Below are 21008 nucleotides of genomic sequence, written 5' to 3'. Positions count from 1 at the left end.
CACCCGTGAAACGTTTTTTTCAGCAATGGCTTCATTCGCTTTCGTATTCCGACCCCATTCAATTGCAACAAGCCCAAATTATGCAGGGTATTCTCTTAGGTTCGTTTCTGGCCAGCACTGGGGCGTTAATTGTTCCGTTTATTGCTCCAGTCACCACCGCTCAATCGATTGGAATCGCGATCGCCATTGGCGCAGCGATTATGATTTTTCTAGGAGCGTTGTTACTCCTGCGGCGCAATTATTTTAAGCTGGCGCTTTTTGGCAGTGTTTTTGGCTTATCGTTCTTTTTATTAATTATGTTGCTTGGCACGGGCTTGGCCGATAGCGGCGCGATTATTTTTGGCTTGGCAGTGCCCATGGCCTTGGCAAGCTTGCTGAGTGGCCGCAAATTGACCTTTGTGATGATTGGCGTTGGTATGCTTGGCTTGATTGTAACCGCCCTAGCCGAAGCATTTGTGCCCCAAATCACTGGTTTTGCCAAACCGATGGATAAAAATTATGGTGGGATTATTGGTGGCTATATGGCAGTCGCTTTGGTGCTGGGGATGGTGTTATCGAGCTATAGCAGCGCCTTATCAACCGCGCTGAGCAGCGCCCGCACCCGCCAAACCGAACTGGAGTTGCTGCAAGCCAGCCTTGAAAAAACCGTTGCCGAGCGCACTGCAACCTTGCAAAATACCTTGGCTGAATTGAAGCAACGCGCTACCGAACAAACCCAATTGTTGGAAGCCAACCAGCAACAGGCGGCGGTTATTCGCGAGTTGGGCGTGCCAATTATTCCGCTTGGCGGGCGACGCTTGGTTGTGCCCTTGGTCGGCCAACTTGATAGCGATCGTTTGGCCACGATTCGCGAACGGGTGATTACTGCGGTAGTGCAGCAACGCGCTCGCCAAGTGCTGCTTGATGTCACTGGCGTGCCCTTGGTTGATGTGTATATGGCTGGCGAATTGGCGGCGGTGATTGCCGCTACCAGCTTGGTTGGAGCCGAAACCGCCTTGGTTGGGATCAATCCTGATGTTGCGCAAGGCTTGGTTGGCTCTGGGATTGATGTGAGTCGGCTGCCTGCGTTTGCTACGTTGGAACAAGCCCTGAATTCGTAGCCAGCAGCGTTGTAATTGGGAGATTTTCGATGGCGCTTGAGCAGCCCACCCGGGCCTTGGTGATTGGTGGTTGTGGCTTTGTTGGCAAGCATTTGGTGCAGCAACTTTTGGCCAGCGGGCGGCCTGTGCGAGTGTTTGATCTTCAGCCCTATCCCGACCAGCAGGTCGAATCGGTCGTTGGCGATTTGCGCCGTGCCGAGCAGGTTTTAGAAGCTTGCCGCGATGTTGGCACGGTCTTTTTATGTGCCGCTGCAGTTGATTGGGGTTGGGGCAATGCCCAATTATTGCACGATGTGAATGTACTCGGGCCGCAACATGTGGTTGCTGCCTGCAAAGCCATGGGCGTTGCGCAACTGATTTATACCAGCAGCGTTGATGTAGTGTTTGAGGGCAAACCAATTCGCGCTGGCGATGAGCGCTTGCCCTATCCTAAGCGCCATTTGGATATTTACGGCGCAACCAAAAGCGCTGGTGAGCGCATAGTTTTGGCGGCTAATGGTCAGGCTGGCGTGGCAACCTGTTCGTTGCGTTTGGGCGGCGTGTATGGCCCAGGCGATTCGCACCGCTTGCCATCGTTGGTCAATTTGGGCAGGCGCAGCGCGATTCCACGCTTGGGTGATGGCTCAGCACGCTTTTCGCATATCTACGTAGAGAATGCAGCCCATGGCCATATTCTCGCGGCCCAACATCTAACCGCCGCTGGTGTGATGGGCGGCCAAGCCTATTTCTTAGTCGACCCCGATCCTGATAACTTTTTTCTATTTCTCAAGCCGATTATCGAAGCCTTGGGTTTGCGGATGGCCCAGCGCCATGTGCCATTTGGCTTGATGCATATGTTGGCATGGCCCAGCGAGACTTGGTATCGCACCACGCGCAGCAAGCAACGTCCCAGCCTAACCCGCTACACGGTTACCTCAACCTGTGTTGATTTTTGGTTTACTGGGGCCAAAGCTGCCCAAGATTTTGGCTACCAGCCGCTGGTTGGGCTTGCCGAGGCCCGCCAACGCACGATTGAGTGGGCCAAACGCGAGTTTAATTTAGGGGTCAAGTAAAATCAAAAGGCAGAAGGCAGAAGGCAGAAGGCAGAAGCATGCCCTCACCCCCAGCCCCTCTCCCACTGGACGCGGGCGAGGGGAGCACCGGTTTTTACCGATGCATTGCGCAAGAACCACGCCATTAAAGCCCCTCGCCCGCTGGGCGGGAGAGGGGTTGGGATGAGGGGATCTGCAAACTGACCCCTATGCTCTCCGCTCTCTGTTCTATATTCTCTCTTCCAAGCCTACAAACCTTCACCAAAGCAGAATGACAGCAAGCTACGAATGTGCTATAGTGGTGACGAACGGCGCAAAGCCGTGAAAGCATTCTTATGTTGGTGCGAAATATTAAGGAGTCACTTGTGGCACGAGTAGCAATCAACGGCTTCGGTCGCATCGGTCGCCAAAGCTTCAAAACCATCTTGGATCTCTATCGCGATGAGTTGGAAATTGTTGCAATCAACGACCTGACCGATAACCAAACGTTGGCCCACCTGCTCAAGTACGATTCAACCTATGGTTCATTCGATGGCGATGTCACCGCCACTGAAGATACAATCAGCGTTACCTTCGCCGATGAAGAAGAGCCAATGGTCATCAAGGCCTTGGCCGAGCGCGATCCGTCAAAGTTACCATGGGGTGAGCTGAACGTCGATATCGTGATTGAATCGACTGGGATTTTCACTGATGCTAGCAAAGCCAAACTGCACTTAGACGCAGGCGCAAAGAAAGTTATCATCAGCGCTCCCGCCAAAAACGAAGACATTACGGTCTGTATCGGCGTGAACGAAGAAAACTACGACCCTGAAAAACATACGATTGTTTCAAATGCATCATGTACCACCAACTGTTTGGCTCCTGTGGCCAAAGTCTTGAACGATAAGTTCGGGATTGTGCATGGCTTGATGACCACGATTCACTCGTACACGATGGACCAAAACCTGCAAGATGGCCCGCACAAAGATTTGCGCCGCGCTCGCGCCGCTGCTTTGAACATGGTTCCAACGACCACTGGTGCTGCTAAAGCTGTGGCCTTGGTTATCCCTGAGCTGAAGGGCAAGTTCGACGGTTTCTCAGTGCGCGTCCCAACCCCAACCGTTTCGATGATTGACTTTGTGGTCGAATTGACCAACGGTGCAACCGTTGAAACGATCAACAATGCCTTCATCGAAGCCTCACAAGGCGCGATGGAAGGTGTCTTGGGCGTAACCAACGAGCCATTAGTCTCATCAGACTTTATCGGCACTTCATACTCAAGCGTCGTCGACTTGAGCTTGACGATGGCGATTGGCGAAAAGATGGTCAAAGTTGTTGCTTGGTACGACAACGAATGGGGCTATGCAACCCGCATCGCCGACCTCACCGCGTATATCGCTGAAAAGCTCTAAGTTTTCTTCGCAAACCAAACGCGCTGGTGGTTTTTTGAGCCACTAGCGCGTTTTTTGTTAGCTGAGAATATGTGATCCACCAAGAGCACGAAGGAGCCGAAACCACGAAAAGCACTAAGAGCACGAAGCACGTTTTAGCCACAGATTCCCACAGATTATTGTTCCTGTAGCCCATAGCCCATAGCCCATAGCCAATAGCCTGATCCCCTCACCCCAACCCCTCTCCCGTGGCGCGGGCAAGGGGCTTTAATCCAGTGGTTCTTGCGCACTGCGCGGTGAAAACGGGTGCTCCCCCTCGCCCGCGCCACGGGAGAGGGGGTTGGGGGGTGAGGGGACATGGTTGCCAACCGAATGAACCAGTACATCTACATCTATAGCTGTAGGCTGTAGGCTATGGGCTTCTGGTTTCCATCCCTCATCCTTAGCTCTCTGTTCTATGCTCTTTGTTCTATATTCTATGTTCTTATGCTTACAACGAGCCACCATCAGCCAATTTATAGCCAACGCCGCGCACCGTCAGAATTCGCCGTGGCTTCGATGGCAGTTCTTCGATTTTCTCGCGTAAGCGGCGCACACACACATCGACAAGGTTGGTTTGGCCAACGTATTCGTAGCCCCACACTTCGCGAAACAGCACTTCGCGATCAAAAACTTGGCCTGCATTGGCTGCCAAGAAATAGAGCAACTCAAATTCCATCGGTGTGAGATTAACATCCTCGCCAGCAAGCAGCACTTTGTGGCGTGGCTCGTCTATTTCTAAGTCACCAATTCGCACAATCGGCGAGGCTTTGCGATGTTGATAGCCTTCGACGCGCCGAATAATCGCTTCGACCCGCGCTTGTAGCTCAGCAGTACGAAACGGCTTGGTAATATAATCATCAGCACCTAGCTCAAAGCCATGCACTACATCATCGGTGCCATCGCGGGCGGTGATAATAATAATTGGCACATCAGAACGCGAACGAATGCGCTCGGTCACCGTGAAGCCATCAACATACGGCATCATCACATCAATCAACAAAAGCTGATATTCGCCATCGCGATACATTTTGAGCGCTTCGAGGCCGTTGGAAACTGTGACGAGTTGATAGCGTTGCCCGCTTAACGCCACCTCGACCAAGCGCAAAATCGCCGGATCATCATCGGCAACCAGAATTTTGCGCTGATGGGCATTTTCTTCATGGCGTTCGTTAGTTCGGTTGAGCAAACGCATACACGCACTCCTTGCACAGTTAAGGAATCTCTGTATATGCTACCAAGAAAGTGCGCATTCGGCTAGGTCTATTGAGGGTTGAAGTTAAGAATTTGGTGGGTTCCCTCACCCCAACCCCTCGCCCACGCAGCGGGCGAGGGGCTTTTTGTTGCGTGGTTCTCTCCCAATTCCTTGGCGAAAAATGGTCGGCTCCCCCTCGCCCGCGTTCAGTGGGAGAGGGGGCTGGGGGTGAGGGAACGCTCCACCGCCGACCAATCGCTTGTAAGGAGGGGGTTGGGGGGTGAGGGAATCCTAGCCTTTGACTGTGCCCGCAGTCAGGCCGCGAATCAATTGGCGTGAGAAGATGAGGTAGAGCACCAGCACTGGGGCAATCGCCAAGGTCAACATCGCCAGCAAGGCGCTCCAATCGGTTTGGAATTGACCAAGGAATTGCTGAGCGCCAAGCGTGAGGGTGCGCGAAGCCTCGCCAGGAGCCAAAACCAGCGGAAACCACAAATCGTTCCAAATTGGCAGCATCACGAAAATCGCCAAGGTTGCCAAGGCTGGGCGCATCAAGGGTACAACCAACCAAAACACTTGATATTCGCTGGCTCCGTCAATCCGCGCCGCATCTTTGAGGTCGCTTGGCACTTGGCGCATATATTGCGAAAGCACAAAAATCGCCATCGGCAAGCCTTGGGCGCTATACACCAAGATCAACGACCAAATTGTGTCTTGTAGATTCAGCGCAACCATCAGTTTTAGAATACTCACTGTTGCCAAACGAATCGGAATCATCAGGCCAATCAGCGCATACAAGGTTAGAAAGCCGCGCCCACGGTAGCGATATTCGGTTAAACCAAAGGCGGTCATGGCTCCCAGCAGCAAAATAAGCCCAATCGAGCCAAGCGTTACCAGCAAGCTATTGCCAAGATAATGCAAAATCGCTGTTTGTTTAAAGACCGTCGCATAGCCAACCGGATCAAATAGCTCGCCGATTGGCGGCAGATAGGGCTTTTGGAAAATTGCTTGCGAGCCTTTGAACGAATTCATCACCACCAAAATAACTGGTGCAATCGCCAACAAGGTGTAGCTGCCCAAGATCGCATGCACCAGCAATGGTGTGAGCCAGCGGCTTGGGCGCAGGGCGTTGGGAGCGGTTTTTGGTTGGGTCACGGGCGGTTTACTCACAAGCGAATTAGAGCTCATAGCTTACAACCTTGCGTTGCCACACTAACAAATACAGCAAACTGCCAAACAAAATAATCAAAAAGATCACCATGGCAATCGTCGTACCCATCGCATAATCGCCAAGTTGCAGCTGGAAGCCATAGAAGGTGCGATAGAAGAAGGTTCCTAGCAAATCGGTCGAGAAGTTTGGCCCAGCCAGCGCACCCTTGGCGGTGTACACCAAATCAAAGGCGTTGAAGTTGCCAATAAAGGTCAAAATGCTCACAATCCCAACCGTCGGCAAGATGAGCGGAAACTTGACCCGCCAGAATAATTGCCAAGCACTAGCGCCATCAACCCGCGCCGCTTCCAAAATATCTTGGGGCACGGCCAGCAGCGCCGTCATAAAAAAGAGCATTGGGATGCCAACAAATTGCCAAATTGAGATTAAGGCCACGGTTGGCAACGATGTGCTTTCTAAACCAAGCCATGGGCGATAGCGAATGCCCAAAAAATCGCTAATCGCTGGCGCAATTCCCCAGGTTGGGCTGAGAATCAGTTGCCAAATAAAGCCCACAATCACAAACGAAAGCATCGTTGGCGAAAAGAGCAGCGTGCGATAGATGCTGCGCCCACGCAAATTTTTGCTATCGAGCAGCGCCGCCAACAGCAAGCCCAAGGGATTTTGCAACAGCATGTGTAATAGGAAAAAGAGCACAGTATTTTTCAGCGCCCGCCAAAAATAGGGCCACCACTGGCTATCAGTAAACAGTCGTTGATAATTGCTCACGCCCACAAAATTGGCTCCATCGGAGCTAAACAGGCTTAAGCGCAAGGTATCGAGCAAAGGAAAAACCATCACGATGCTGTAGAGCAAGAGGGCTGGCGCGAGAAATACCGCAATATGCCAGCGTGGGCGCGATTTGTTGGGGCGCAGCATAGGCAACTCTTTCATCAAACCATGCCACCTCGCCAAAAAATCAGCGAGGTGGCAATTCGTTAGGTTACTTAGGGTTTTTTGTACCAATTATCCAAGCCCTTTTGGAGATCTTGGGCTGCTGCTTCTGGCGCAAACGTCCCGTTAATCACCCCAACGCTGGTGCGCCATAGTTCGTTTTCGAGGTTTGGCTCGCCGCGTGAGAGAATTTGATAGGAGTTGCGGATGGTCGATTGACATTGTTTGCGCCAATCAACGAAGGTTTGGGCCAACGGATTCTTGAGGGTCACTGGATAATCCGACAAGCTGAAGAAGCCAGGCAAGGCATTGCTAAATTCGCCAGCAAATTCAGGCCCAGTCATCCATTCAAGGAAGGTGCGGGCTTCGGCCATATGCGTGGTTTTGGCGTTAATCCCAATCCCAATGTCGGTGTGATCGCTGATAAAACATTGATCGTTGGCATTGACCACCGGAGCTTTAAACGCGCCAAGCTCAAATTTGGCATTTTGGTTGAAGTAGGCAATATCCCACGAGCCAGCGGGGTAGATTGCGCCGCGACCTGAGGCAAACAGAATTTGAGCATCGGCATATTTGACTGCCTCGAAGCCTTCGGGCAGATAATCGCGCCAGCGTTCAAGGTCTTTGAAGGTTGAAACATAGGCAGCATCGGTTAATTTGGTGCTGCCATCAATCAAGGCTTTGCGGCCAGTTTCGCCAAGCCAATAATTTGGCCCGATGTTTTGGAAGCCCATAGTTGCTGCTTCCCATTGCTCTGCTGTGCCCATCACCAATGGCGTATAACGGCCATCTTGCTTAATTTTATCGAGCACTGCAAAGAATTCAGCAACGGTTTTGGGTTCGGTTAGGCCAAGTTCATTGAAAATGGTTTTGTTGTAGATAAAGCCATGAATTACCGAGGCCATTGGCAAGCAGAACAGCGTTTTGCCATCGTCGGTTTGCCAAGCACTTTTGGCCACATCGCTAAAATGCGCAACGCCTGGCAAATCGTTGAGCGATGTTAGATGACCTGCGGTGTACAAGCCCAACGAAACATCAAAAGGCCGACAGGTAATTAGATCGCCAGCAGTGCCTGCTTCGAGCTTGCTATTGAGCGCAGCATTGTATTCGGTGGGCGCGGTTGGCCGAAATTCCACATGAATATTGGGATTGCTCTTTTCAAACAATGGAATAATCTGTTCAGTCCAAACCTTTTGGTCATCGCTGCGCCAGCTTTCAATCGTAATCGTCACCCGATTGGCGTTCGTGGCAGGAGCTTCGGTGGCACTGCCGCCACCACACGCGGCTAAAACCGTCGTTAATAAGCTAGCGCAAGCCAGCTTCCAAGGCCATTTGCGAACCATAACACACTCCTGTCTAGGACGCTGCGGATTGTTGAAGCTTTTAACTTGAACGTGCTTTGATGCTGGCTACGATGTGGAGAGGATTGAATAAACTTTATTAGTTCATTGGATTTAGTAAACAGACAGTACCATAAAGGCTCAAGAATTGTCAAGTTTTGGCTGAAGGAGTGGGTTAAGAGGCTAAAACAAAGCACTCACTGCGTGGACAGTGAGTGCAAATGGTGACGCATACGGGATTCGAACCCGTGATCTTCACCTTGAAAGGGTGACGTCCTAGGCCGCTAGACGAATGCGCCGTTTGGTTTAGGGCTTGAGTATTCTACTCGTAACGGGGCTTTTTGTCAAATTGAAGCTTGGCTGCACAATCAGCCAGATTATTGAGGCCCAATTGGCCAACATCTGCGATGATATTCGACAGAGTTTTAGCCTGATTGCGCTGTTTTGGCTGCCCAATTTGGATAGCGAGTAATCTATGCCTCAACCCCAAGCGGTGCTCTTGATTGGCTTGCAAGCCAGCGGTAAATCGACGTTCTATGGGCAGCAATTTTTGCATACCCATGTGCGCATCAATCGCGATATGCTACGCACCAAACATCGCGAACAGCGCTTGTTCGAATGTTGCTTGTTGATCAAACAAGCCTTTGTGCTCGATAAAATGAATCTTGAGCGAACCCAACGTGCCGCCTATATTCAGGCCGCCAACGCTGCGGGCTTCACGGTTGAAGGCTATTTTTTTCAATCCGATTTTGCTGCATGCCTAGAACGCAACCGCCAGCGCACTGGCCAGCAGCACGTGCCGGAAATCGCCATCCGTGGCTCAATCAAGCGCCTAGAATTGCCCGATTTAGCCGAAGGTTTTGCGCGTTTGTGGCTGGTGCGCCAACTGCCAGCCCAGCAATTTGCAGTTATTCCATGCGAGGAGCAATGAATTTTGAGCAGCTTGATCAGCTTATGCGGGTCTATGAAACAACCACCGATCAAACGGTGCTACCAAATATTTGGATGGTCGCACGCATCGATGGCCGCTCGTTTACCCGCCTCACCAAAGAGGTGATGAATTATCAACGTCCGTTTGATCAACGCTTTCGCGATGCAATGCTGAGTACGGTGAGCCATTTGTTGGATTGTGGCTTTCCTGTGCTCTATGGCTATACCCAGAGCGACGAGATTTCGCTGCTTTTCAGCTATCGCTGCGATGTGTTTGGCCGCAAGTTGCGCAAATATTGCTCAATTTTGGCGGGCGAAGCCAGTGGCCATTTTAGCCTGGCGATTCAACAGCAAGCCAGTTTTGATTGCCGAATTTGCCAATTGCCCACCGATCAGCTGGTGTATGATTATTTTCGCTGGCGGATGGAAGATGCCCATCGCAATGCGCTGAATGCCTATTGCTACTGGACATTGCGCGATCAAGCGCTCAATCCGCAAATGGCCCATGATCAAGTTGCCAAGCTCTCAGTTGCTCAGAAAAATGAGTTGCTGTTTCAACATGGCATCAATTTTAACGATCTGGTTGCGTGGCAAAAGCGTGGCGTTGGGCTGTATTGGCGGAATGTTGATCATATGGGCTTTAATCCGCAAACCCAAATGCCAACCATCAGCCAACGCCGAAAAATCCATGTTGATCTTGAATTGCCGCAACGTGAACATTACACAGCTTTGCTGCGCGATTTACTTGATCGCTGATGTTTATACGTAGGAGATTGTATGCCGATAAATGTGGCCTTAGTTGGGTTTGGCATGGCCAGCCAAGTGTTTCATGCACCGCTGATTATGGCCGAACCACGCTTAAATTTGCACACTGTGGTGCAGCGTCAGCGCCAAACTGCGGGCGAACGCTACCCAACTGTGCAAGTTGTCGCCGATCTTAGCGCAGCATTGGCGAATCCAGCGATTGAGTTGGTTGTGATCGCTACGCCAAATCAAACCCACGCCGATTTGGCCGCTCAAGCCTTGAGCGCTGGCAAACATGTGGTGGTCGATAAGCCGTTTACGCTCAACAGCGAGCAAGCTGATCAGCTGATTGCGCTGGCTGAGCAACAGCAACGGGTGCTGAGTGTATTTCATAATCGGCGTTGGGATGGTGATTTTCTGACCACAAAGGCAGTGATTGATGCTGGTTGGTTGGGGCGATTGGTGAGCTACGAATGCCATTACGATCGCTATCGGCCCCAGCTGAAACAAGGAGCTTGGCGTGAACAAGCAGGCGCTGGCAGTGGCATTTTGTATGATCTTGGCTCGCATTTGATCGATCAGGCTGTGGTGTTATTTGGCATGCCCCAAATGATCACGGCCCAACTTGCCAAGCAGCGTGATGGCGCACAAACTGTTGATTATTTTGATTTACGTTTGGGCTATGCAGCGTTGCAAGTAACGCTCAAAGCTGGCATGTTGGTGCGCGAACCAGGGCCGCGTTTCAGTTTGCATGGCACGCATGGCTCGTGGCTCAAAGCTGGCACTGATCCGCAAGAAGCAGCATTGAAAGCTGGCCAAACGCCAAATAGCCCAAATTGGGGCCAAGAGCCAGCCGCCGATTGGGGCATGCTCAACACTGAAGCCAATGGTTTAGCGCTGCGAGGCACAATTGAAACGCTGGCCGGCGATTACCCAGCCTATTATCACAATTTGGCCCAAGCGATCAGCGGCGAGGACGATTTGGTCGTAACCGCCAAGCAAGCCCGCGAAGTGATTCGCTTGATCGAGCTAGCCGAACAAAGCGCCGCCGAACAACGAACACTTACGATTTAAAGCCCCTCACCCCCCAGCCCCCTCTCCCACTGAACGCGGGCGAGGGGGAGCACACTTGGAGAACCGAACATCATCGATACAACCACCATGCAAAAAGCCCCTCGCCCAGTGGATGGGAGAGGGGTTGGGGTGAGGGGCTTTGAATAATCAAGTCGCGATTTAGCGATAGTTATTGAACTGCAAAGGCAGCGCAAAATCATCGCCGCGTTCGCGCAAGAGCGACATCACTGCTTGCAACTCATCTTTGCTTTTCGAAGAAACGCGCAGCGAATCGCCTTGAATCCGCGCTTGGGCCTTAGGAACTTCGGCCTTAATCAATTTTACAATTTTCTTGGCAATATCTTCGGCAATGCCTTTGCGCAAGGTAATAACTTGGCGAATTTTCATGCCGCCAATTTCCTCAGGCTCGCCATAATCAAACAATTTGATCGAAAGATTGCGGCGCAAGGCTTTGGTTTCGAGAATATCGCGCACCGCAGTTAATGCCAATTCGCTGCTAGTTACAAGCGTAATTTCCTTTTCGCCAAGCGTAATTTCGGTATTCGTATCTTTCAAATCATAGCGAGTGCCAACATCGCGCTTGGTTTGATCAACAGCATTAATCAACTCTTGACGGTCAAAATCTGAAACGACATCAAAACTAAATTCAGCCACAAAAAGCCTCCCAATACGTTTGCTAGATAATGAATGCAGCTTTAACTATACCCCAAGAATGCGGTATGGCGTTCAGCTACGCTTAATTGGGCGTATATATTGTGGTGACAACTTGGTTGGGCGCGCCCATGCGCACCGGCGCTTTGCCATTGTGAATCACTTCAACCACGGCGGCATTGCCAGCCTTGACCTGAACCGTTTGCTGGGCCGAGAAGGTCTGCGTCCAGCCATTACTTTGAATACCTTCGATGGTATTTTGGCCATCGACTAAAACTTGTAGCCACGACGAACCGCCATCAACCCGCAACACCACTTGAACGGGAACAGCCTGGGTGGGGGTTATGGTGACGGTTGGCGTTGCCAATGGATTGATTGGCGATGGAACTGAGCCATCGGGATTGGTTGGTTGGGCGGTTGGCGTTGCCAATAAGGTTGGCGTGGGAATGACTGAGGTGGAGGTTGCGGCCCCAGCCACTTGGGTACTATTGATTGTCGTAAGTCCAAGTGCATTGAGCGTTAGATAGCCGATCACAACCAAAGCCAAGACCACCAAAATCACCGTCCAGAGACTGGGTAGAAAAATCGTATTCCGGCGCGGCGGCACTGCTGCGGGCACAACCTGAATCGGCGTTGAAGCACCACGCTCAACCCGATACAGATCAATTAACTCATCTGCGGGCAGACTCAAATATTGGGCATAATTTCGAATAAAACCACGGGCATAGACATCGCCCGGCAGATGATGATATTCACCATTTTCGAGGGCCGCCAAATAGCGTTGGATAATTCGGGTTTCACTTGAAGCTTGAGCCAGCGAGATACCACGGGCTTCACGGGCTTCGCGAAATCGAAGGCCTAATCTGTTGTTTCCAGCGTTTGTCATGCTTTGCCTTGTGCCATGATGATGGTTGTCTGCATGCTGGTATTCGTCCATGGGGAACGGAGTGGATGAAGGTGCAGTTATGGCAACGCTGCCATCAAGCAATCTCATGTTCACTATAAATGGGCCCAATCGGACGAATGTCCGTAAGAAACAAGCCATGCTTGCCTCAGCCAAGCGCATTATACCACAGCCACTTTTATGCTCTGTGAAAAATGAGAAACTAGGATTAACAATCGTTAAGAATCCCTTGGCGCTGGCTGCTTTCGGGCAGCAACCAGCGCCAAGGGATGAATTAAGCCTTATTTGGAGCGCAAAGCTTATGCGTCGCGGAAGAAGTCGATCACGTTGCCGCGTTCTTCTTCGCTGACCATCATTTCGATGAAGGTCACCCGATGCCATGGGTAAATCACCGATTGCACCCCACCGCCAATGTAGGGCACATCTTTGCCATCGCGGCGACGCATGTTGCTGACGCGAATAAAGGCATCGGTTGGCTGGGGATCGTCTTCCATCTCAGCCACAATCGGATCTTCGCCGCTCAAGTGCAAAATAACAACCCGTGTACCCATAAAAAACTCCTTCTACTAGCGAGAATGGTTTTGTTTATTGACTCGTCAATTCAATCCGTAACAAGATATTGCCCAAGCGTACTTCATCGCCATGGCGCAAGGCTTTGGGGCTATTCGCAGCCAGCTTTTCGCGATTGATAAAGGTGCCATTCGAGCTACCCAAATCTTCGAGCGTACAGACATTGCCTGTTTGAATGCGAATAATTGCATGGCGACGTGAAACGCCAGCCTCTAGCCCGCCATCGGTCGAAAGATCAATATCGGGGTAAAAACTGCCTTTGTTGTCTTGGCGACCAATCACAATTGGCTGGTTGGTGTTGAAGCCAAGCTTGCGCCCGCTATTCAGAATCACCACCCGCAATACTGGAATCGCCGTATCGCGGGGTGGCGCAGGCGGCGGAATGACCAAATTGCCAGAGCCACCAGCCATCGAGGCTGCCCCAAGCGAAGCGGTGGTCTCACGAATGCGCGAAGGCAAAAACGACGAGCCACAGTCAATGCAGAAAAAGGTGCCTGGTAAATTTTCGGTTTCACACGCTGGACACTTAATCATAACAACTTCCTATTGCTCTCCGCCCCGTTCGCGAGCTACCAAGCCACGGGTGCCGTACTTAATCCGTTTGCGACCTTCATCGCTGGTTGTGCCGCTGCGTAACAGGCGGGTTGCCTCTTCTTGCACGGTTTGGGCCAGATCGGTTTGGCCCGATTCGAGCAAGCGCGTGCCAGCCATGCGCAGTTTTTTGGTCGCTTCTTCAATATTGCCTTGCTCGACATGTTGCCACGCCGAGGCTTGTAGACGATAGGCCACCGTGCGCTCGAGCCAGTGCTTAACCACGCCATCAACATCAGGCCGAATCTGCTCTGCTGATCGAATTGGCAATTGCACATCGACCTTGGTTTGCAAGGCTTGGCTGCTGATGCTCGGCACTTCGTAGAACATCTCGACCCGACAGATCGTTTGGTTGCCTGCTGGCATTGGCGGCACGACCAGCTCCAACAAAAAGACTTGATCTTCGCGGCCAACCCACTCGCCGAGCGGCATACGCCACAAAGTTTCGTTGTGAAGTTGCGGGGTGAGCGCGGCAATAAATGGGCGCACCCGAAACAGCGAACGAATCTCAGCTTGCGGATGCAAGTGAAAGCGTAATTCAACCTTATGCGCCATCACATTTTGCAGCCGTTTGATCTCCTCGGAGAAGACGTTAACAATTTGCTGGGCGTTGGTAATGTACTCGGTGCGGCTATTTTCGGCTGAGGCGATAGTTTCGAGCAGATCTTCGTTCCACTCGTCGCCAATACCTAGCGCCGTGATGCCGATGCCCTTGGATTGCGCGCGGCGGGCGATTTCGACACAGCGGCTTTCATCGCCATAGGTGCGGCCATCGGTCAACAAAACCATGCGGCTGATCCCACGGCTCATCATAGGCCGCGAGATTTCTTGCAAGCCCATCATCATGCCGGTGGCCATTTCGGTGCCACCTTTGGCCTCAATCATGCCAATTGCGCGTTTGATTTGGTCTTTATCGTTGGGGCGTTGGCATGGCACAACCACTTCGGCGCGGTCGTTGAACGACACCACCGAGAAATAATCTTGACGATTGAGTTGATTGACGACGTTGTTACAGGCCTCTTTGACTTGGTAGAGCCGTTCGCCGCGCATAGAAGAGCTACGATCGACAATAAAGCCAAGATTGACCGGAATCGCCAAATCGGCATCGGGAATGCCGGAAGGCGAGGCTTCGACCAACAAATAGACGATTTGCGGATCGTTGCTTTGGGCAACTGCTGGCCGCCCAGGGGTGATGCGCAGTTGAACCATTGCTTGGTTACTCATCGAAGCGCTCCTTGGGCTTGCAAGGGTGGCAATGAAACGACCACCGCGCTAATATTATCTTCGCCGCCTTCTAGGTTGGCGCGGGCAATCAAACGTTGGCAGGCATCTTGAGGCCAAGGCGTTTCATTGATAATCGCGGCCATCTCATCGTCGTCAACCATACTCCACAAGCCATCGCTACACAATAACAAATGGCTGATGCCCTCAAGGCTTTGATAGATTGAATCGACTTGCAGCTCAGGGTGTTGGCCAACCGTCCGATAGAGTTGATTGCGCAGCGGATGATTGCGGGTTTCTTCTTCGGTCAATTGACCCATCGCAATCAAGCGCCCAACCGTTGAGTGATCGCTGGTAATGAGGCGCAATTTGCCATCGCTCATGGCGTATAAGCGGCTATCGCCAACATGGGCAATGTACAATCCATCGCCAACCATTAACGCTGCCGTGCAGGTTGTGCCCATATCCGTGCCGTGGGCTTGGGCTTCATTCCAAATCCGCGTGTTGGCATCTTGCACCGCAGTCATCATCAGCAAGGGCAATGGATTGCCTGGATCTTCATCGGCCATGGCTGGCAGGGCTAATTGCTCCAACACGGCAATCATCACGGTTTCAATTGCGCGCCGCGAGGCGATTTCGCCGCCTTCGTGGCCGCCCATGCCATCAGCAACCACAAACAGGCCAACACTCAAATCGTGCTCGCCATCGGGCAAACTCATCAACAGCGAGTAAACGCTATCTTGGTTGTTGCGCCGAATTCGCCCAATATCCCGCGCGGCCCAGGTTGCCAAGCCACGGGTTGAAACGGCTTTGGCTACAATCGGCGCATTGCTAATATCGCGCGTCCCAAGGTAATTTGTGCCATCGGGATCGCGCTCCGGCAGTTGCTCTGGGTCGAGGGGGGCTGTAGTTTTTTGCGAGCGTTCGGTGGCCAAAGCGCCAGCAGTTTGAGCTGCTGGCAATTCGGCTACTGGTTCTGGGCTGGTTAGCTCAGCTTCGGTTACTACCTCGGCTGGTTCACCGCCAACAGCCTCAATGGCTGGTTCGACATGTGGCTCGTTGCTGGCAGGGTTTTCGATCGCAACCGCTGGTTGCTCGGTTGCAGCAGGAGCCGAATCAAGCGTGCTTGGCTCAGTTGAAGTACGCCCGAATAATTTACGAAAAAATCCCATGGCGGACTCTCCTAAGCACGTAAGGCATAGACATTGTGATCCATCGACCCAATATAGACAACACCTTCGACGACCGCTGGCGTAGAAACGATTGGGCCTTCGCAAGTGTGCGTCCAAACCGGCGTGCCCGAACCAGCATCGAGACAATAGACCGTTCCATCAGCGGCCCCGATGTAGATGCGACCTGAATCGGCAACCGGCGATGAGACGATTTGCGCCCCGGTGTTGTATTGCCAAACCTGTTTGCCATTTTTCAGATCAACTGCATAGACATTGCCGTCGATGCCGCCAACAAAGGCGCGGTTGCCAATGATAATCGGCGATGAATTAACGTAGTGGCTGGTGCGGAATTTCCAGATAGGCCAGCCGCCTTCAAGGTCGAGCGCATGCAAATTGTTATCCATACAGCCAACCAAGACCATGGTATCGTTGGCCGCAGCGCTTGAAACAATCCCACCTTGGAGTTTTTGTTTCCAGCGAATGCCGCCCTTAAACAAGTCAAGCGCCACAATGCTGCCATCGCCTGAGCCAAAAATAACCATACTTGAGGTCAAACATGGCGATGAGCGAATCCATTGCCAGCCGCGATAGCGCCAAATTTGGCGGCCATTGGTGGCATCAACCGCATACATGTGGTAATCGTCGGAGCCAAAGTAGACCAAGCGGTCTTGGACGCGGGGCGAGGAACGCACGGGTTTTTCGGTGCGAAAGACCCAGCGTTGCGTGCCAGCACGGGTATCGAAGGCATAGACGTTGCCATCATCCGAGCCGACAATCACCATATCATCCCAGACGGTCGGCGTTGATGAAATACCGCCCTCGGTTGGCTTCTTCCAGCGAAATTCGCCACGTTTGGTATCCAAGGCGTAGAGGTTGGTGTCGTAGCAGCCGATGTAGAGCGTGCCATTGCGCACAAATGGCGATGAACGCACTTCATCTTCGCAGCGAAACTTCCAAAGTACCTCGGTATTTTTGCCGCCACGGCGAATTGCTGCGCCAAAGGCTGGCGTTGCTGGCGTAGCGACCGCGACCCCTGCTGGGGCCAAGCCTGGCACGCTCATCAAGACCGCTTGAAATTCGGCTGCCGAACCCCAGCGATTGGCCATGTCGTATTCGAGCGATTTCATCACAATCGCTTCTACTTCAGGCGAAACGCTTGGGTTCAATTGGCGAATCGGGCGATCGCCAAAGGTAAATGGAGTTTCTAAGCGTGGGTCAATGTTGGTGAGCAAGTGGTGCAAGGTCGCGCCCAAGGCGTACACATCACCACGGGCTTCGGCAATCCCGCGATATTGTTCTGGTGGCGAATAGCCTTCCGTCCCAATCATCGTGCCTTTTTTATCAGTGCGGGTAAAGACCCGCGCAATCCCGAAGTCGATCAGCACAATCCGATCGCTTGGCGTGACGATCATATTCGATGGCTTTAAGTCGCGGAAGATAATTGGCTCTGGCTCGTGGCCATGCAAATAGTTCAGCACATCGCAGATCTGAATCGCCCAGCGCCCAACTTGCTGCTCTTCCAAGGGGCCGTTGGCTTTTTCGAGCACGGTTTCAAGGTCGTGGCCTTCGATCAATTCCATCACCAGATAGGCGCGGCCTGTTTCTTCGAAAAAGTCGTAGACCTTGGGAATTGCTGGATGATTGAGGGTTGCCAACAAGCCAGCTTCGCGCTCGAAGTTCTTCAAGCTCAGCAAGCGGGTTTGTGAATCGGGCGAGTTTTGAAACATTTCTTTGATCGCACAAAAGCGCGTCACATCTTTAAAACGGGTGTCGCGGCCTTTGTAGACCACGCTCATCCCGCCGATGCCCAAAACGCCTTCGATCACATAGCGGCCTTCAAGCACTGTGCCAGTTTTGAGCGTTGGCGAGCTTGCTTGGGGCATGCTTGGCTCTGCTTGTTTCGCGCCTGGCTGTTGCAAACGGGTTGCATCAGGGTTGGGCGCACGATTGCGAATATCTTCCGTGCCAAGCCGTGAAACCCCTTGATTACGTAAGATCGAGCCGATCCGATTGCTAACGCTGCGGGTCGCATCGGGATTTTCATTGATCCCACGGGTTGCATCAGGATTTGGATTGATCCCACGGGTCGCATCGGGATTGACTGGCGGGGCAATGCTTCTGGTTGAATCATTGCCCGCGGCGACTAAGCCACGAGTCGAATCGGGATCGGCTGGAGCAATCGTGCGGGTTGCGTCTAAGCCGCGAGTCGAGTCATCGCTGATTGGTTGTGGAGAGAAGGTACGTGTTGCATCATCGGGCTGCCCTGTTGATGAACCGCCATCCGGCCCATCGATTGGGGTTAAACGCGATGTCCCACCTCGTTTGATTAACGCCATACAGCCCCCTTGGCTTTAAGGAACGATCAATGCGCGGCTTGCCGAAGTAGGGGTGATGTTGTAGGACAGCAAATAAACAAGAGCATAACAATAATTGCTACCAACATCCCAATCCACCTACAACTACTGCATCTCGCAGGAGCTTCTTCAAAGCTGCTGGTTGAATAAATCCAGTCGGCTTTGTAGGAACAATGTTGATCAAGTCTTAAGAAAGAAAATGTTACGATGTATTATACGAAATCGCCCGAAGGCGGGCAAGGTAGCTGGTTAGGCAATTTTAAGTAAAATCCGCGGCTGATGGGTGGTTTGTGCAGCAACATTGCTCGTCAAATAGTCCTCAGTTGGGCTAGTACCTAGTTAAATGACCAACGCCGACTACGAATCGAGACACTTAGCACAACTCCAATGCTCATCAAAACTGTTAGGGTAAACGAGCCACCATAGCTCAAAAACGGCAGCGGAATCCCAGTCATGGGCATCATAATCAGGTTCATGCCAATGTTTTCTAAGCAGTGCACCAAGAGCAAGCCGCCAATTCCGGCCACCATCAAGCGCCCAAATGGATCACGTGCCCGTTCAACGACCCGCCAAATTTGCCAGATGATAATTAATTGCAGCACAATCACCACTGCTGCTCCAATAAAGCCCAGCTCTTCGGCGGTCACGGCAAAAATAAAGTCGCTTTCTTGCACGGGCAAATAGTTTAATTGGCTTTGCACGCCGCGCAACAAGCCCATGCCGCCCAACCCGCCGCTGCTAATTGCCAAGCGCGATTGAATAATTTGCCAACAGGCGCGCATGCGAAATTCAAGATCAGTCTCGCAACGCTCAGGGGTGAGAAACACGGTCAAACGTTCGCGCTGATAAACGCTAAAATTGAGCCAAGCCAGCACCACAACCGGCGCGCCAAGCAGGCTTAATACGCCATATTGCACCCAGCGGGTATTGGCCACTAACGACATAACCAGCCAAATCCCAATCATCACCATGCCTGAGCCAAAATCGGGCTGAAGCATAACCAAGCCAAGTGGCACCGCCAGAATCACCAGCGAAACAAAGACCGATTTCCACGGGCTTGGTTCATCGCCATGCTTGCTCCAAAAGGCTGCCAGCGCGATAATTACCATCAGTTTGGCAGGCTCGGTTGGTTGAAACGACAGTTGGCTGGAGCCGATCCAGCTTTGGGCACCATATTTGACCTGGCCTAGCGCCACCACCATGCCCAACAAACCCAAGGCCGCAACATATAAAACAATTGCCAACGAACGTAGCAACTGATAATCAAGCAGCGCCAGCCCAAACATCAGGCTCACGCCCACGCTAATCCAGACAATATGTTTGGCAAACGATGAGCCAAGGCCAAACACCAAGGTGCCTGCTGAACCCACCGTCGTGGTATAGACCATTGGTAAGCTAATTGCTAGCAAGAGCAAGACAGCAACAACCATTAATGGATTAAACTCGCGCCATGAGCGGGCACGAATGCTAGTGGACATAATAACCCTCCTGACTCAAAATAATACCATATTGGCTTGCTGCGTGTGCGCAATTAACCAATAATTTGGCATAGCTTGAGCGTTTGTTGGTGCAATTATAGCAGTTGCGCTTGCTGCGCGATGGGCAATGTGAGCTTGGGGGCTGCTTAACACTGAATGAGCAATTCGCGCTTTGTCATCAAATTGTTGGGAATAAGGCTAGCCTATTCGCTATAATTCAGTGTATTATCACCAAATAGCAGCATCTGCTATCCCACTCGCGTTTAACCTCTTGATTGCTGATGCTCGTCGTCGTGTATAATTGCGCATATCTTCTATTAAAGAGGATATGCTTAGGATTCCAGAAAGAGTGGATCGTATGCAAGCATCTGCGGAAGGCCCGCGCCGCCGCGGCGATACAGCCGCCAAAACCAATCTTGTTTTGGTTCATGCCCACACGATTTATCGCGAAGGGCTGCGCTATCACTTTGGCCAAGTGCCACGCTATAAAATTATTGGCGAGGCTAGCAACGGCCAACAAGCAATTCGCTTGGTCGATTATAGCAACCCCGATATTATTGTGATGGACGTTGATTTACCTGGGGTCAACGGGATTGAAGTTGCGCGCACGGTCAAATTAAACCACCCCAATATTGGCGTGATTTTGCTCAGCGATATTAACGATCAAGAAGGCATCGTCAAATCTCTGCGCGCTGGCGTTGCGGCCTATCTTTCGCGCACGATCGATTGGGACGATTTGATCAATTCGGTCGATATGGTGCGCTCAGGCAATTATCCAATTAATGATTTGGTGCTGAACACGCCAGCGGTTGCTGCTGCTGTGATGGATTCATTTCGCCAGCTCACGATGGATACGCATACCGAGCATGTCTATTCGCCAATGTCGCCACGTGAGATCGAAGTGCTCGAATTGGTTGCTGCTGGCCAGACCAATAAAGAAATTGCTGCTCGGCTCGAAATTAGCAATCAAACGGTCAAAAATCATATTTCATCAATTTTGCGCAAACTAGCGGTCAACGATCGCACCCAAGCTGTGGTATTTGCATTACAGCGGGGCTGGATTAAAATTGTGCAAAACGATAATTCGTTTTCTGGGATGTAATTGCGGCGTTGCCCACCGCCGGTTTGGATTGTCCAAGG

At 51.8% G+C, this 21008-nt stretch carries 20 protein-coding genes and 1 tRNA gene; 8 read left to right on the top strand and 13 right to left on the bottom strand.

Annotated elements, in window-relative coordinates:
* Nucleotides 1-5: 5 nt before the first annotated feature.
* From ACFMKP_RS14420 to gap, 3 genes are all read left to right on the top strand, one after another.
* The gene (locus tag ACFMKP_RS14420) at nt 6-1100 is read left to right on the top strand and encodes an STAS domain-containing protein (protein ID WP_382292651.1); all 1095 of its coding nucleotides are present in this window, start codon (nt 6-8) and stop codon (nt 1098-1100) included.
* 29 nt (nt 1101-1129) lie between these two features.
* The gene (locus ACFMKP_RS14415; RefSeq protein WP_382292650.1) at nt 1130-2152 is read left to right on the top strand and encodes an NAD-dependent epimerase/dehydratase family protein; all 1023 of its coding nucleotides are present in this window, start codon (nt 1130-1132) and stop codon (nt 2150-2152) included.
* Nucleotides 2153-2496: 344 nt separating this feature from the next.
* Nucleotides 2497-3522, top strand: a complete 1026-nt coding sequence (gene gap / locus ACFMKP_RS14410) for a type I glyceraldehyde-3-phosphate dehydrogenase (protein WP_110515493.1) — start codon at nt 2497-2499, stop codon at nt 3520-3522.
* Between the two features lie 469 nt (nt 3523-3991).
* Here gap and ACFMKP_RS14405 read toward each other — a convergent pair whose 3' ends face one another.
* The 5 genes from ACFMKP_RS14405 to ACFMKP_RS14385 form a co-directional block, all read right to left on the bottom strand.
* The gene (locus tag ACFMKP_RS14405; protein ID WP_054534624.1) at nt 3992-4735 is read right to left on the bottom strand and encodes a response regulator transcription factor; all 744 of its coding nucleotides are present in this window, start codon (nt 4733-4735) and stop codon (nt 3992-3994) included.
* A 291-nt stretch (nt 4736-5026) separates the two neighbouring features.
* Entirely contained in the window at nt 5027-5923 is an 897-nt protein-coding gene (locus ACFMKP_RS14400) for a carbohydrate ABC transporter permease (protein ID WP_382292649.1), read from the bottom strand.
* Nucleotides 5913-6839 carry a carbohydrate ABC transporter permease gene (locus ACFMKP_RS14395; RefSeq protein ID WP_382292648.1) on the bottom strand — a complete coding sequence of 309 codons (927 nt, stop codon included), beginning with the start codon at nt 6837-6839 and terminating at the stop codon, nt 5913-5915. Before ACFMKP_RS14395 ends, ACFMKP_RS14400 begins: the two co-directional genes overlap by 11 nt.
* 53 nt (nt 6840-6892) lie before the next feature.
* Nucleotides 6893-8182: an ABC transporter substrate-binding protein gene (locus tag ACFMKP_RS14390; RefSeq protein ID WP_382292647.1), complete on the bottom strand. Its 1290-nt coding sequence runs from the start codon at nt 8180-8182 to the stop codon at nt 6893-6895.
* Between the two features lie 219 nt (nt 8183-8401).
* Nucleotides 8402-8478: transfer RNA gene (locus ACFMKP_RS14385), tRNA-Glu, on the bottom strand.
* Nucleotides 8479-8492: 14 nt separating this feature from the next.
* Between ACFMKP_RS14385 and ACFMKP_RS14380 the strand changes: the two genes are divergently transcribed.
* From ACFMKP_RS14380 to ACFMKP_RS14365, 4 genes are read left to right on the top strand one after another with little or no spacing between them, the layout of a single operon-like run.
* Entirely contained in the window at nt 8493-8651 is a 159-nt protein-coding gene (locus ACFMKP_RS14380) for a hypothetical protein (RefSeq protein ID WP_382292646.1), read from the top strand.
* A gap of 3 nt (nt 8652-8654) precedes the next feature.
* Complete coding sequence (locus tag ACFMKP_RS14375) at nt 8655-9110, top strand: AAA family ATPase (RefSeq protein ID WP_382292645.1); 456 nt, start codon at nt 8655-8657, stop codon at nt 9108-9110.
* On the top strand, nt 9107-9865 hold the full coding sequence (locus tag ACFMKP_RS14370) for a tRNA(His) guanylyltransferase Thg1 family protein (RefSeq protein WP_382292644.1): 759 nt from the start codon (nt 9107-9109) through the stop codon (nt 9863-9865). Before ACFMKP_RS14375 ends, ACFMKP_RS14370 begins: the two co-directional genes overlap by 4 nt.
* 21 nt (nt 9866-9886) lie before the next feature.
* Nucleotides 9887-10927, top strand: coding sequence for an oxidoreductase (locus ACFMKP_RS14365; RefSeq protein WP_382292643.1), 1041 nt, complete (start codon nt 9887-9889; stop codon nt 10925-10927).
* A 159-nt stretch (nt 10928-11086) separates the two neighbouring features.
* On the opposite strand, the gene ACFMKP_RS14360 is transcribed toward ACFMKP_RS14365, so the two are convergent.
* The 8 genes from ACFMKP_RS14360 to ACFMKP_RS14325 form a co-directional block, all read right to left on the bottom strand.
* Nucleotides 11087-11581, bottom strand: coding sequence for a YajQ family cyclic di-GMP-binding protein (locus ACFMKP_RS14360; RefSeq protein WP_382292642.1), 495 nt, complete (start codon nt 11579-11581; stop codon nt 11087-11089).
* An 82-nt stretch (nt 11582-11663) separates the two neighbouring features.
* Entirely contained in the window at nt 11664-12464 is an 801-nt protein-coding gene (locus ACFMKP_RS14355; RefSeq protein ID WP_382292641.1) for a helix-turn-helix domain-containing protein, read from the bottom strand.
* 317 nt (nt 12465-12781) lie between these two features.
* Nucleotides 12782-13033 (bottom strand): hypothetical protein, encoded by a 252-nt coding sequence (locus ACFMKP_RS14350; RefSeq protein WP_054534630.1) that lies wholly within the window; start codon nt 13031-13033, stop codon nt 12782-12784.
* A gap of 34 nt (nt 13034-13067) precedes the next feature.
* Nucleotides 13068-13586: an FHA domain-containing protein gene (locus tag ACFMKP_RS14345; RefSeq protein WP_110515503.1), complete on the bottom strand. Its 519-nt coding sequence runs from the start codon at nt 13584-13586 to the stop codon at nt 13068-13070.
* Between the two features lie 9 nt (nt 13587-13595).
* On the bottom strand, nt 13596-14867 hold the full coding sequence (locus tag ACFMKP_RS14340; RefSeq protein WP_382292640.1) for a VWA domain-containing protein: 1272 nt from the start codon (nt 14865-14867) through the stop codon (nt 13596-13598).
* A complete protein-coding gene (locus ACFMKP_RS14335) occupies nt 14864-16036 on the bottom strand; it encodes a protein phosphatase 2C domain-containing protein (RefSeq protein WP_382292639.1) in 1173 nt (390 codons plus the stop codon). Before ACFMKP_RS14335 ends, ACFMKP_RS14340 begins: the two co-directional genes overlap by 4 nt.
* Before the next feature lie 11 nt (nt 16037-16047).
* Nucleotides 16048-18372, bottom strand: a complete 2325-nt coding sequence (locus ACFMKP_RS14330) for a PQQ-binding-like beta-propeller repeat protein (protein ID WP_382292638.1) — start codon at nt 18370-18372, stop codon at nt 16048-16050.
* A 353-nt stretch (nt 18373-18725) separates the two neighbouring features.
* Nucleotides 18726-19868 carry an FtsW/RodA/SpoVE family cell cycle protein gene (locus ACFMKP_RS14325; protein WP_382292637.1) on the bottom strand — a complete coding sequence of 381 codons (1143 nt, stop codon included), beginning with the start codon at nt 19866-19868 and terminating at the stop codon, nt 18726-18728.
* Between the two features lie 358 nt (nt 19869-20226).
* Between ACFMKP_RS14325 and ACFMKP_RS14320 the strand changes: the two genes are divergently transcribed.
* Nucleotides 20227-20970, top strand: coding sequence for a response regulator transcription factor (locus ACFMKP_RS14320; protein ID WP_054534636.1), 744 nt, complete (start codon nt 20227-20229; stop codon nt 20968-20970).
* Nucleotides 20971-21008 lie beyond the last annotated feature (38 nt).

Source organism: Herpetosiphon sp. NSE202 (assembly GCF_042688385.1).
In the GTDB taxonomy this organism is placed as follows: domain Bacteria; phylum Chloroflexota; class Chloroflexia; order Chloroflexales; family Herpetosiphonaceae; genus Herpetosiphon.
Note: the sequence above shows the minus strand (reverse complement) of the source record. Positions and strands in the feature narration are given on the sequence as shown.